The sequence below is a fragment of the Galactobacter valiniphilus genome (assembly GCF_003575975.1).
Lineage (GTDB): Bacteria > Actinomycetota > Actinomycetes > Actinomycetales > Micrococcaceae > Galactobacter > Galactobacter valiniphilus.
This window is the reverse complement of sequence record NZ_QQXK01000003.1, coordinates 99,072-111,295: the sequence shown is the minus strand read 5'-3', so window position 1 is coordinate 111,295 and position 12,224 is coordinate 99,072. Positions and strand designations below refer to the sequence as shown.

General features: G+C 71.4%; 10 protein-coding genes. 3 read left to right on the top strand and 7 right to left on the bottom strand.

Annotation, left to right across the window (positions count from 1 at the left end):
- Window positions 1–68: 68 nt before the first annotated feature.
- From DWB68_RS02275 to groES, 7 genes are all read right to left on the bottom strand, one after another.
- Window positions 69–575 carry a DUF3817 domain-containing protein gene (locus DWB68_RS02275; protein ID WP_407645633.1) on the bottom strand — a complete coding sequence of 169 codons (507 nt, stop codon included), beginning with the start codon at window positions 573–575 and terminating at the stop codon, window positions 69–71.
- A gap of 66 nt (window positions 576–641) precedes the next feature.
- Window positions 642–1,541: an SURF1 family protein gene (locus DWB68_RS02270; protein WP_233548565.1), complete on the bottom strand. Its 900-nt coding sequence runs from the start codon at window positions 1,539–1,541 to the stop codon at window positions 642–644.
- A gap of 167 nt (window positions 1,542–1,708) precedes the next feature.
- Window positions 1,709–2,854, bottom strand: a complete 1,146-nt coding sequence (locus tag DWB68_RS02265) for a GuaB3 family IMP dehydrogenase-related protein (protein WP_119423520.1) — start codon at window positions 2,852–2,854, stop codon at window positions 1,709–1,711.
- Window positions 2,855–2,945: 91 nt separating this feature from the next.
- On the bottom strand, window positions 2,946–4,457 hold the full coding sequence (gene guaB / locus DWB68_RS02260) for an IMP dehydrogenase (protein ID WP_119423519.1): 1,512 nt from the start codon (window positions 4,455–4,457) through the stop codon (window positions 2,946–2,948).
- A gap of 168 nt (window positions 4,458–4,625) precedes the next feature.
- Complete coding sequence (locus DWB68_RS02255; protein WP_158588179.1) at window positions 4,626–6,863, bottom strand: acyltransferase family protein; 2,238 nt, start codon at window positions 6,861–6,863, stop codon at window positions 4,626–4,628.
- 180 nt (window positions 6,864–7,043) lie between these two features.
- On the bottom strand, window positions 7,044–8,636 hold the full coding sequence (gene groL / locus DWB68_RS02250; protein ID WP_119423517.1) for a chaperonin GroEL: 1,593 nt from the start codon (window positions 8,634–8,636) through the stop codon (window positions 7,044–7,046).
- A gap of 137 nt (window positions 8,637–8,773) precedes the next feature.
- Entirely contained in the window at window positions 8,774–9,070 is a 297-nt protein-coding gene (gene groES / locus DWB68_RS02245; RefSeq protein ID WP_119423516.1) for a co-chaperone GroES, read from the bottom strand.
- A 217-nt stretch (window positions 9,071–9,287) separates the two neighbouring features.
- Between groES and DWB68_RS02240 the strand changes: the two genes are divergently transcribed.
- The 3 genes from DWB68_RS02240 (at window position 9,288) to DWB68_RS02230 (ending at window position 12,122) form a co-directional block, all read left to right on the top strand.
- The gene (locus DWB68_RS02240) at window positions 9,288–10,547 is read left to right on the top strand and encodes a class I SAM-dependent methyltransferase (protein WP_119423574.1); all 1,260 of its coding nucleotides are present in this window, start codon (window positions 9,288–9,290) and stop codon (window positions 10,545–10,547) included.
- Window positions 10,548–10,676: 129 nt separating this feature from the next.
- Window positions 10,677–11,240 (top strand): toxin-antitoxin system HicB family antitoxin, encoded by a 564-nt coding sequence (locus DWB68_RS16935; protein ID WP_119423515.1) that lies wholly within the window; start codon window positions 10,677–10,679, stop codon window positions 11,238–11,240.
- Between the two features lie 45 nt (window positions 11,241–11,285).
- On the top strand, window positions 11,286–12,122 hold the full coding sequence (locus DWB68_RS02230) for a DUF4097 family beta strand repeat-containing protein (RefSeq protein WP_119423514.1): 837 nt from the start codon (window positions 11,286–11,288) through the stop codon (window positions 12,120–12,122).
- Window positions 12,123–12,224: the final 102 nt, after the last annotated feature.

Sequence of the window (12,224 nt, the reverse complement as noted above, 5' to 3'; positions counted from 1 at the left end):
AGCCTAACGGAGAGAGAGGCGGGCGGGTTGCGTGGGGTGAGCCGGGCCACCGGGCCCGGCCGCCGGGATCAGTAGCGCCGCACCGCGTCCGGGTTGGCGGCGAGGTCCAGCTGCACTTGCTTGTGCACCTTGGCCTCCATGATGAAGGAGAGGAAGGGCACCACGCCTCCGAGCGCGATCGCGATGAACTGGCCGAGGCTCCAGCGCATGCGCGACCAGAGGATGAACACTGCCAGCAGGTAGACGACGTACAGCCAGCCGTGGGCGATGAGGATGGCGATGGACACGTTGACGCCGCCGATGACCTGCCCCTCCTGCGCGAGCGTGAAGACGTTGGCTGCACCATCCAGGTGGGTGCCGCCCGCGTAGGCCACGAGCTTGAAGCCGTACTTGAGGATCATCTCCACGACGAGCAGCAGCAGCATGATGCCCGTGATGTAGGACGCCACCTTGTAGAAGGTCGCGGCCGTCTTGATCTGCGTCCGGGTGCCGGCGAAGGTGCGCTTGCGCTCCGGCATCGGGTCATCCTCGGCCGCGGGCAGCGGCTTCGGGACGGTCTGGTCCTGCTCGCTCATGACTGGAGAGTCCTTGTCCTTGGGTGTTGCTCTAGTTCAGGTGCTGGGTGTTCTGTGGCCGCTTGCTCAGTGGCCGGGGCCCGACGGCGCGGGGCCGGGCTGGGTGGGCGACGCCGCCTCGGCGTCGCCTGCCTGCCCCTCGGCGCCGGGGGCGCCGTCGCCGCCGCTGGCGGCGAGGGCCTCGCGGGCCGCCTGGCGCTGGCGCCAGGCCGCGAGCTCGAGCTCGTACTCCTCGTCGCGCTGGTAGTCGTCCTTCACAAGACGCCACCAGATGAAGAAGGCGAAGCCGGCGAAGACGACCCACTCGACGCCGTAGAAGATGTTGAGCCAGTTGACAGTGGTGCCGGAGGGCTGCGGGCCCACCCAGATCTGCTCGAGGCCGGCGGAGGCTGCGCCGGCATCGTTGCCGCCGGAGGTGGCCTTGAAGGCGACGATGAAGCCGTCGTAGCTGTCGCGGTCCCAGGCGTTGGCCATCCAGGCGGCCGAGATCTCGGCGTAGGGGCCGTTGGCGACCTCGCGGGTGCCCGTGGGCGATTCGGAGGGAAGCAGGCGCCCCTCGAGCGAGACCTCGCCCGTGGGCAGCGCCGCCGGGGCGTCCGCCTCGGCCTGCCAGCCGCGCACCACGGGGATGACGTTCTTGCCGGGAGCGCCGTCTGGCTCGAAGGCCGCCGCCACCCAGTAGCCCTCCTTGCCGTCCTGCAGGCGCCCGGAGACGAGGAAGGCGCTGCCCTCAACAAAGTGTCCCGTGGCCGTGACGATCTGGTCGGCGTCGGCGACGTACATATCGCGGCCGGGCTGGAAGTGTTCGGTCAGCGGGACGGCGTGCTCGGTGGTGCCACTCGTGTCCGCCGTGACGGTTTTGGATTCCCCGAATTGCCACTGGCTGAGCCACACGAAGGCGGTGGCGGCGAGCAAGGCGCCCACGAGCGTGGCGATCCACTTGGGCTTCAGGGCGGTCTTCAACACAGCTCAATTCTACGGCCGATAGAGAAGCGGCGCTGACCAGCCCTCCCCCGCGCCGAGGTGACGCCACGGCGCGCCGGGCCCCACGCGCCGTCGTACCCCAGAAGACACCGAGGGCCCCGCGTCCCCTCCGGAAGGAAGGGACGCGGGGCCCGCCGGCTCCGGCCCGCCTAGCGGGAGAGGTACTGCGTGAGGACCATGTCGACCTTCTGGAAGGACTTCAGGTCCACGTAACCGGTGGTCGCCATGGACTGGCGCAGCATGCCGGTGAGGTTGGAGGTGCCATCGGTGTGGTGCGAGGGGCCGTGCAGCACCTGCGCCATGGGGCCGACGGTGCCCACGCGGACGCGGTCGCCGCGCGGCACGGAGCCGTGCGCGGCCTCCATGCCCCAGTGGTAGCCGCAGCCCGGGGCCTCCTCGGCGCGGGCCAGGGCCGTGCCGAGCATGACGGCATCCGCGCCGAGCGCGATCGCCTTGACGATGTCGCCCGAGGTGGACACGCCGCCGTCGGCGATGACGTGGACGTAGCGCCCGCCCGACTCATCCAGGTAGTCGCCGCGGGCGGCGGCGACGTCGGCGATGGCCGTGGCCATGGGGACGTGCACGCCCATGGCGCGGCGCGTGGTGCCGGTGGCGCCGCCACCGAAGCCCACGAGCACGCCGGCCGCGCCCGTACGCATGAGGTGCAGCGCCGGGGTGTACCCGGCCGCGCCGCCCACGATGACGGGGACGTCGAGCTCGTAGATGAACTTCTTCAGGTTCAGCGGCTCGTGGCGCTCGGAGACGTGCTCGGCGGAGACGGTGGTGCCGCGGATGACGAAGACGTCGACGCCGGCCTCCAGCACCGTCTTGTAGTGCTCCTGCGTGCGCTGCGGGGTGAGGGATCCGGCCACGACCACGCCGGCCGAACGGATCTCCTCGAGGCGCGCCTTGATCAGCTCGGGGCGGATCGGCGCGGCCAGCAGCTCCTGCAGGCGGCGCGTGATGCGCGGATCGGAGCCGTACTCCGTGGCGGACTCGAGGGAGGCGATCTCCTCGAGCACCTTGGCCGGATCCTCGTAGCGCGTCCACACGCCCTCGAGGTTCAGGACGCCGAGGCCGCCCTGGCGGCCCAGCTCGATGGCCGTGGCCGGGGACATGACCGAGTCCATCGGGGCACCGATGAACGGGGTGTCAAAGGAGTAGGCGTCGATCTGCCAGGACGTGGAGACGTCCGAGGCATCGCGCGTGCGGCGGGAGGGGACGATCGCCACGTCGTCCAGCGAATAGGCCTGGCGGGCCCGCTTGAAACGGCCGATCTCGATGTCGTTGCTCACTCTGCCTAGCCTACCAACGCCAACGGCGCCCACCCGACCTGGGTGGGCGCCGTCTGGCACTGTGTGACGTTGGCTTCGTCACCGCCGCCGATCAGCGGTGGTAGTTCGGGGCCTCGACCGTCATGGCGATGTCGTGGGGATGCGACTCCTTCAGACCCGCCGCCGTGATGCGCACAAACTTGCCGCGCTCCTTGAGCGCCGGGATGGTCTGGCCGCCCACGTAGAACATGGTCTGGCGCAGGCCGCCCACGAGCTGGTGGACCACGGAGGAGAGCGGGCCGCGGAACGGCACCTGACCCTCGATGCCCTCGGGGACCAGCTTCTCGTCCGTGGGCACATCGGCCTGGAAGTAGCGATCCTTGGAGTAGGAGGTGTTCTTGCCGCGCGTCTGCATGGCGCCCAGCGAGCCCATGCCGCGGTAGGCCTTGAACTGGCGGCCGTTGACGAACACGAGGTCGCCCGGGGACTCCTGCGTGCCGGCGAGCAGCGAGCCGAGCATGACCGAGTCGGCGCCGGCCACGAGGGCCTTGCCGATGTCGCCCGAGTGCTGCAGGCCGCCGTCGGCGATGAGCGGAACGCCGGCCGGGATCGCGGCCTTCGCGGACTCGTAGATCGCGGTGACCTGGGGGACGCCCACGCCGGCCACGATGCGGGTGGTGCAGATGGAGCCCGGGCCCACGCCCACCTTGATGGCGTCGGCGCCGGCGTCGATGAGCGCCTGGGCGCCCTCGCGCGTGGCGGCCTGGCCACCGATGATGTCGACGTGCGCCGCTGCCGGGTCCTTCTTGAGGCGGGCGATCATGTCCAGCACGCCCTGGCTGTGGCCGTTGGCGGTGTCCACGACCAGCACGTCGACGCCGGCGTCCACGAGCGCCATGGCGCGGTCGTAGCCCTCGCCGAAGAAGCCCACCGCGGCGCCGACGCGCAGGCGGCCCTCGTCGTCCTTCGTGGCCAGCGGGTAATCCTCGGCCTTGTCGAAGTCCTTGACCGTGATGAGGCCCTGGAGCACGTCGTTGGCGTCGACGAGGGGGAGCTTCTCGATGCGGTGCTTGGCCAGCAGCTCGAGGACCTGCTCGCGGCTCGTGCCGACGGGCGCCGTGATGAGCGGCATGGCCGTCATCTTCTCGTGGACCTGCGTGGTGGCCCACTCGGCGCGCGGCACAAAGCGCGTGTCGCGGTTGGTGATGATGCCCAGCAGCTTGCGGTTCTCGTCCACGACGGGCAGGCCCGAGACGCGGTAGTGAGCGCAGAGATCGTCCAGCTCCTGCAGCGTGGCGGTGGGGGTGATGGTCACCGGATCGGTGATCATGCCCGACTCCGAGCGCTTGACCTGGTCCACCTGGCGGGCCTGGTTCTCGATGGAGATGTTGCGGTGGATGATGCCGATGCCGCCCAGGCGGGCCAGGGCGATCGCCATCGGCGCCTCCGTCACGGTGTCCATCGCGGCAGAGAGGATGGGCACGTTCAGGCTGATGCGCTTGGACAGGCGCGTGCTGGTGTCGGCGTCGGACGGGATCACGTCCGTGGGGCCGGGCAGCAGCAGCACGTCGTCATAGGTCAGCCCCTCGAATGCGAAGGGATTGAAGTCATCGTTGGCGCTCACGCGATGCCTTTCGGAACGAGCCGGTGGGGGTTAGAGACAATCCTAGAGCGCTCCGGGGCGCCCGATCATTCCCGCATGCCCCGCCACCGGCCCGACGCGCGTGATCCTGCTCACCATTGCTTGCCGGTGGGTCACAGCGACGGCCCGCGCGGCGCGCCACGGCGGGCTTTAGCCCCGGGCGTCCCAGCCGAGCGCTGCGAGCAAACGCCGCTCAAAGATCTCTCCCGTGGTGAGCGCGAAGCGCGACGTCAGGTGCGAGTCGTCGATCCACACGTTGACGTTGCCGATGGCCGGCACGCACGTGCCGTCGGGACAGACGACGTCGCTCATGTCCATCGCCGTCAGGCCCTTGAGCCGCGCAGGGCCGGACGTGAGCTCGAGGAGCGGGTTCAGCGGGGCCAGCTGCTCGGCGAGCGGCACCGAGCACTGCTCCTCCGTGGTGGTGAGGCGGGCCGCGCAATCGGCCATGTCGAAGCTGAAGCGCGGGGTGTCGCGCAGCCCCACCACGGGCAGACCCTCCTTGAGCCAGGGGGAGATGGCGTCCACCAAGCCGGGCACGACCACCTCGGACTCGCCAGCGCTCGCGCCGTCCTCGCCCGCGGCCACGGACTTCGTGGCCACCGTGACGATCGCCGAAATGGCGCCGGTGCGCCCGGCCACGTAGTCCTTGGCCTCCTGTGTGTAGGCGGCGCACTCGGGATCCGCCGAGCCCTCCTCGGTGGAGCCGAAGCGGCAGCCGGGCCGGTAGAGCGCCACCCAGTGCCAGCCCTGCGCCTGCGCCGCCGCGTCGAGCGCGGGCGTCCACTGCTGCGCGTGGGAGTCGCCGACGACGAGCACCGTGGTCTTCGAACCGAGGTCCCCTCCCTCGTGGCAGGACTCGATGACCTGCGAGTCGATGGCCCACTGCCCGGCGCAGGCCTGGCCGGTGGTGGCCCAGTCCTGCTTCTGATCCGCCGGCAGCGGAAGGGCGATGGCCGAGGAGGCGATCTCGTCGGAGTAACCGGGTTCCAGGGTCGCCGCCCCGGGGTTATCTTGAGGGCTCTGCGTCGCGGCCGACTTCGCCTGCTGGTTCAGGCTCGCCTGCCACAGCGCCACGGGCAGCGCCACGGCGAAGCACAGGGCCACGATGGCCAGGGCGCGGGCGTGCCTGTCCAGGCCGCCCACGGCGCGGCGGGGCAAACGCTCGACGCCGCGCCGGGCCTTGCGTGCCACGCGTCGCCAGCCGCGGGGGCGGGAGCCTCGGACCGGCTTGGGTGCCGCAGGTGCGGCGGGCACGCGCGCCTCGAGGGCGCGCAGCGGGCGGGCGGCCCAGCGCGCGGCCGGCAGCTCGACGAAGCGGTGCGTCGCCATGGCCAGGAGCACGGCGAGGACGAGCACCACGGCGCCCTGCCACAGGTTCAGCGCCGTGCTCCCCCACAGGAAGAGCCCGAACACGAGCAGCGGCCAGTGCCAGAGGTAGAGCGGGTAGGAGATCTCACCGAGCCACACGGCGGGGCGGCGAGAGAGCCACCAGCTCACATCGGCGCGGTTCCAGCCGGAGCTCCCGCTGCCGGCCACCACGATCGCGGCGGCGGCGAGGGTGGGCCAGAGCGCCGCGTAGCCGGGGAACTGCCCCTCGACCTGCAGCACCATGCCGCAGCTGATGAGCGCGGCAAAGCCGAGCCAACCGATGCACCGCGCGAGCCAGCGCGGCAGGGTGGGGATCTTGTCCACGACGAGGGCCAGGAGCGAGCCGAGGGCAAACTCCCACAGCCGGGCCGGGGTCGAGAAGTAGGCGCGCCCCTGGTCCTGCGCCGTGAACACCACCGAATAGGCGAAGGACGCGATGAACACCGCGCCGAAGAGCGCGAGGCTCACGCGGCGCAGGCCCCAGCCGAACCGCCGGGTGTACCTCGCCACCAGGCCCGCCCCCGCCAGGAGGAGCGGCCAGAGCAGGAAGACCTGGCCCTGCACCGAGAGCGACCAGAAGTGCTGCAGCGGCGAGGACTTGGAGTGGTCGGGGTTGTAGTAGTCAACGGCCACATTGGCCAGGTGCACGTTCTGGGTGTAGCCGAGCGAGGCCCAGGCCTGCGAGAGCGTCTCGGGCCAGCGCGTGCCGGGCAGGATCAGCAGCGTGAGGAGCAGGATCGTCGCGATGACAAGCGCCGCGGCGGGCAGGAGCCCGCGCAGGCGCTTGATCCACGAGGAGAGGATGCCGCGCGGTCGCCCGGATTCGGTGGCCCGCACCCACCCGCCGGTCAGGAAGAACGCGGACATCAGCAGGAAGACGTCGACGCCTCCCGAGACCCTGCCGACCCAGATGTGATAGATCGCCACGAGCAACACGGCGACCCCGCGCAGTCCGGCCAGATCGGCGCGGAACCCGGCGGGTGAACGATGCGGGGCGGTGGCTGTGGAGTTCTGCATAGGTAGACGGGTCGAGAGGGAGCCGACCCATCGCACGATGGTACCGGCGCGGGGCAAGAGAACGCTGTCCGCTTCCTTTGCCCCAGCCATGCGCGGGGCAGAAACGGAGGAACCCTCCCCGCCCGGTGGACCGGGTGGGGAGGGTTCCTGCGCGTTGTCGGTGGACGACGGCGGGGAGGATCAGTCCTCCTGGTCCGCCGGCTTCTCCACGACGAGGGTCTCGGTCGTCAGCACGAGGGCGGCGATCGAGGCGGCGTTGCGCAGGGCCGAGCGGGTGACCTTGACGGGGTCGATGACGCCGGCGGCCAGCAGGTCCTCGTACACGCCGGTCTTGGCGTTGAAGCCGGAGTTGACCGGGGACTCGGTGACCTTGGCGGCCACGACGGCGCCGTCGAAGCCGGCGTTCACGGCGATCTGCTTGACCGGGGCCAGCAGCGCGCGGCGCACGATGTCGACGCCCGTGGCGACGTCGCCCTCGAGGGCCGTGATGGCCGGATCGGTGTTCAGCACGGCGACGGCGTCGACGAGGGCGGTGCCGCCGCCGGCGACGATGCCCTCCTCGAGCGCTGCACGCGTGGAGGACACGGCGTCCTCGATGCGGTGCTTGCGCTCCTTGAGCTCCACCTCGGTGGCCGCGCCAACCTTGATGACGCCGATGCCGCCGGCCAGCTTGGCCAGGCGCTCCTGGGCCTTCTCGCGATCCCAATCGGAATCGGAGCGCTCCATCTCGGCCTTGATCTGGGCCACGCGGGCTGCCACATCCTCGGCCTCGCCGCCGCCATCAACGATGGTGGTGGAGTCCTTGGTGACGCTCACGCGGCGGGCGGTACCGAGTACCTCGACGCCGACCTGGTCCAGCTTGAGTCCCAGGTCCGGGGAGATCACCTGCGCACCCGTGAGGGTGGCGATGTCCTGGAGCATGGCCTTGCGGCGGTCGCCGAAGCCCGGGGCCTTGACGGCCACGACGTTGAGCAGGCCGCGCAGCTTGTTCACGACGAGCGTGGAGAGGGCCTCGCCCTCGATGTCCTCGGCCACGATGAAGAGCGGCTTGGAGGCCTGCAGGACCTTCTCCAGCAGGGGCAGCAGCTCCTGGACGGAGGAGATCTTGCCGGAGTTCAGGAGGATGAAGGGATCCTCGAGGACGGCCTCCTGGCGCTCGGCGTCGGTGACGAAGTGCGGGGACAGGTAGCCCTTGTCGAACTGCATGCCCTCGGTGACGACCAGCTCGGTGTTGGTCGTGTTGGACTCCTCGATGGTGATGACACCCTCGGTGCCCACCTTGCCGAAGGCCTCGGCGAGCAGCTCGCCGATCTCGTCCGACTGGGCGGAGATGGCGCCGACGTGGGCCACATTGGCGCCCTCAACCGGACGGGCATTCTCCTTCAGGCGCGCCTCGACGGCGTCCACGGCGGCCTCGATGCCGCGCTTGACGGCGCCCGGGGCGGCACCGGCGGCAACGTTGCGCAGGCCCTCCTTGACGAGCGCCTGGGCCAGGACGGTGGCGGTGGTGGTGCCGTCGCCGGCGACGTCGTTGGTCTTGGTCGCGACCTCCTTGGCGAGCTGGGCGCCAAGGTTCTCGTACGGATCCTCGAGCTCGACCTCGCGGGCGATGGTCACGCCGTCGTTGGTGATGGTGGGGGCGCCCCACTGCTTGTCCAGGACCACATTGCGGCCGCGGGGGCCCAGGGTGACCTTGACGGTGTCGGCCAGGCGATCGACGCCGGCCTCGAGGGCCTTGCGGGCCGCCTCATCGAAAGCAAGCTGCTTTGCCATGAGTGAATGACTCCTTAGTGGAGGTGGGTCTGGGGAACTGCTGGCCGCGCCCGGCCGTGTTTCAGGCGCGCGCGGCAAAGACGCACCATCGCCCCGCGCTGCGCTGCGCGCTGCGTCGGGGCGATGGCGTCAAAGAATCACTTCTCGATCTTGGCGAGAACGTCGCGAGCGGAGAGCACCAGGAACTCCTGGCCGCCGACCTTGACCTCGGTTCCGCCGTACTTCGAGTACAGGACGACGTCGCCCTCGGCGACGTCGAGCGGAACGCGGTTGCCGTTGTCGTCAACGCGACCCGGGCCAACGGCCACGACCTTGCCCTCCTGGGGCTTCTCCTTGGCGGTATCGGGGATGACCAGGCCAGAGGCCGTGGTCTGCTCCGCCTCGAGCTGCTGGATGACGATGCGATCCTCGAGGGGCTTGATGGAGACCGACATGCGGCTCGCTCCTTTGTCTTGAAACCAGTGGTGTCAACGCCTTCCGGCACCGGTGCGTCCGCCGTCGCGGGGGCCGGTCGCTGGGCCGAAGGGCTTAGCACTCGCGCGCGGCGAGTGCTGATGGTTCAACTGTAGGAAGACGCTGGCACTCGGTCAAGGTGAGTGCCAGTTGTTCACCCACGGCGTGCCGGCTCGCCCCGCGTGGGAAACTGGCTTCATGCCCGTCTCCCCTCCCTCCTCCGAGCCGCTCGCCGCCCTCCTCACCCCGGAGGGACTGGATCTGCTGAGCCAGCACCGTCCCGAGGAGGCCTCGGACGACGACGCGGCGATGCGCCTGACGCTCGCCCTGCGCAAGGCGGGCCACGCGCCCGAGGTGGTCGCCGCCGTCGTGCACCAGCTGAGCCTGCGCCACCGCGGCGAGGCCAAGTTTGGGCCGTTTGCCGCCGAAATGTTCCTCACCCGCCCCGGCCTGGAACAGGCCACGCGCCTGCCCGTCTCAGCCCTGCACGCCCAGCGCTTCGCGCGGGCCGGGGTCAGGCACGTGGCCGACCTCGGCTGCGGCATCGGCTCCGATTCCCTCGCCCTCGCCTCGATGGACCTCGAGGTGACGAGCGTCGAGGCCGACGAGACGACGGCCGCCGTCGCGACCCTCAACCTCATGCCCTTCCCCCAGGCCCGCGTGATCCACGGTTTCGCCGAGGAGGTCCCGCTCGAGGGGATGGACGGCGCGTGGCTGGACCCGGCCCGCCGCGACGAGGACAGCTCGGGCACGCGCCGGCTCTTCGACCCGGAGGCCTTCACGCCGCCGTTGAGCTTTGTGACGTCCCTGGCGGGTTGCGGGCTCGCCGTGGGCGTCAAGCTCGGCCCCGGCCTCCCCCACGACGCCGTGCCCGAGGGGGCCGAGGCGCAGTGGCTCTCCGACCGCGGGGACGTCGTCGAGGCGACGCTCTGGTTCAACTCCCTGGCGCGCCCCGGAGTGCGGCGCGCCGCGGCGGTGCTCGGCGCTGCAGGCGTCGTGGAGCTCACGGCCGCGACCGGCTTCCCCGGGATCGACCCCGCCGCCGCCGTCCTGGAGGGGGGCGGTCTCCCCGCGCCGGGCGAGTACCTGCACGAGCCGGACGGCGCCGTGATCCGCGCCGGCCTCGTGGCCGACCTGGCGCAGCGGCTCGGCGCGCAGGCCGTTGACCCGCACCTCGCCTACCTGCGCTCCGCCACCCCCTCCCCCGACGCCCTCGCGACGAGCTACCGCGTGATCGGCGAGCTGCCCCTGAAGACCAAGGCCCTGCGGACGTGGGCCAAGACGCAGAACGTGACGACCCTGACGATCAAGAAGCGCGGGGTGGACATCGCGCCGGAGACGCTGCGGCGCGAGATCTTCGCGGGGCGCGGCAAGCTCAAGGGCGGACGCGCCGCCACCCTCGTGCTGGCCCGCGTGGGCGAGCGCCGCGTGGCGCTCGAGGTCGAGCCGGTGGCCTGAGCCGCCGGGTTTCTTCCCCGCCAAACCGCCACCGCAGCCAGGGCGGGTCTCCACGGGAGGCCCGCCCTTCGCGCATCCTGGCACCATCAAGGTATTGACATGGCATCATTGTGATGCCACAGTGATGCCATGCAACTCGATCGCTTCGTGAACACCGTGCAGCGCGACCTCCTGGCCGCGCTCCCCGAGGACTCGGCCGCCGCGGAGCACGCCGAGCGCCTCGCCGCCGCGCTCGATTCCTCGCTGCGCCTCGCGCTCATTTCCGCCCTGGCCGCCGCCGCCGATGAGCTCAGCGCAGACCTGGCCCCGGGCACCGTCTCGCTGCAGCTCAGCGGCAACGAGCCCCGGCTCGTGGCCCAGGGGCTCGACGCCGACGCCCCGGCTGCCGCACCCGCCGCCGAGCCCGCCACCCCGGCATGGGGCGCCTTCCCCGCCGCCGGCCCGGCCGGTTCCGCCGCCGAGGACGGCGACACCGCCCGCTTCAACCTGCGCGTCCCGGAGGGCCTGAAGTCCCAGGCCGAGTCGCTCGCCGCCGAGGCGGGACAGAGCCTGAACTCCTGGCTCGTCAAGGCCGTCGGCTTCGCCGTGGCCGCGGCCGACGTCGCGGCCACCGGCACCGAGGACGCCCTCCGCCAGGCCGCCTCCTCCACCCGTGCGGGCGCGCGCCAGCGCGTCACGGGCTGGATGAACTGAGCACCCGCCCCTCCCTCCACCCCGACGCAGCGCTAGGAGCACACCATGCAGAACTTCCCCGTCGCGGGCATCCCGCGCATGATCATCGATCTTCCCTCCGCCATCCTCGACCTCGACACCCACGAGGAAGCCACCGTCCTCGTGCGGATCACCGCCGCCCGCCCGGGCCGCGCGGCCGATGAGCGCGCCGCCGAGCGCATCGAGGTCAGCGCGGACGCCGACACCGTCTCCCTCTTCCACGCCGGGCCCAAGATGTTTGCCCTCGGCACGGCCCACGTGCGGATCACCGCACCGGCCGGCACCCTCGTGGAGGCCAAGACCGGCAACGGCGCCATCACCGCCCGCGGGTCGTGGGGTCAGGCCAGCCTCAAGACCTCCAACGGCTCCATCCGCGTCGACTCCGCCGCCGGACTGCGCGCCAACACCTCGAACGGCCCCGTCACGGTGGGCGCCGTGGGCGGCCGCGCCGAGCTCACGAGCTCCAACGGCAGCCTCGAGGTCGGCGAGGTCTTCGGCGACGCCGAGCTGAAGACCTCCAACGGCGACATCCGGGTGGCGGGTGCCGCCGGAAGGCTCGGCGCCAAGACGAGCGCGGGCACCATCCGCGTGGGGCGCTCCACTGGCGAGACCACGCTCAAGACCTCGGCCGGCGCCATCAGCGTGGCGAGCCTCGAGGGCGGCAGCCTGACGGCGGCCACCTCGGTCGGCGAGATCGACATCGACGTGGCCCAGGGCGTGGCCGTGTGGGTGGACGCCAGCACCAAGGCAGGCAGCGTCATCAACGAGCTGCGCGCCACCGACGGGCCCGCCTCGCAGGCCACGGCGGAGCTGCGGGCCAGCACGAGCCTCGGCACGGTGCGCCTGCGCCGCCTCGCCGCCTGAGCGCGCCTGAGGCCCGTGTGACGCGCCGCACCGCGTCGCACGGGCCGCGTCGCCGCTCCCCCGGTCCTAGAATCACGATCAACGGGGCGCGTGCCCCGTCAC

Excerpts from the sequence above, each read along its gene's own strand:
- DWB68_RS02275 (WP_407645633.1), bottom strand. The coding sequence starts at position 575 with ATGAGCGAGCAGGACCAGACCGTCCCGAAGCCGCTGCCCGCGGCCGAG.
- DWB68_RS02255 (WP_158588179.1), bottom strand. The coding sequence starts at position 6,863 with ATGCAGAACTCCACAGCCACCGCCCCGCATCGTTCACCCGCCGGGTTC.
- groL (WP_119423517.1), bottom strand. The coding sequence starts at position 8,636 with ATGGCAAAGCAGCTTGCTTTCGATGAGGCGGCCCGCAAGGCCCTCGAG.
- groES (WP_119423516.1), bottom strand. The coding sequence starts at position 9,070 with ATGTCGGTCTCCATCAAGCCCCTCGAGGATCGCATCGTCATCCAGCAG.
- DWB68_RS02240 (WP_119423574.1), top strand. The coding sequence starts at position 9,288 with ATGCCCGTCTCCCCTCCCTCCTCCGAGCCGCTCGCCGCCCTCCTCACC.
- DWB68_RS16935 (WP_119423515.1), top strand. The coding sequence starts at position 10,677 with ATGCAACTCGATCGCTTCGTGAACACCGTGCAGCGCGACCTCCTGGCC.
- DWB68_RS02230 (WP_119423514.1), top strand. The coding sequence starts at position 11,286 with ATGCAGAACTTCCCCGTCGCGGGCATCCCGCGCATGATCATCGATCTT.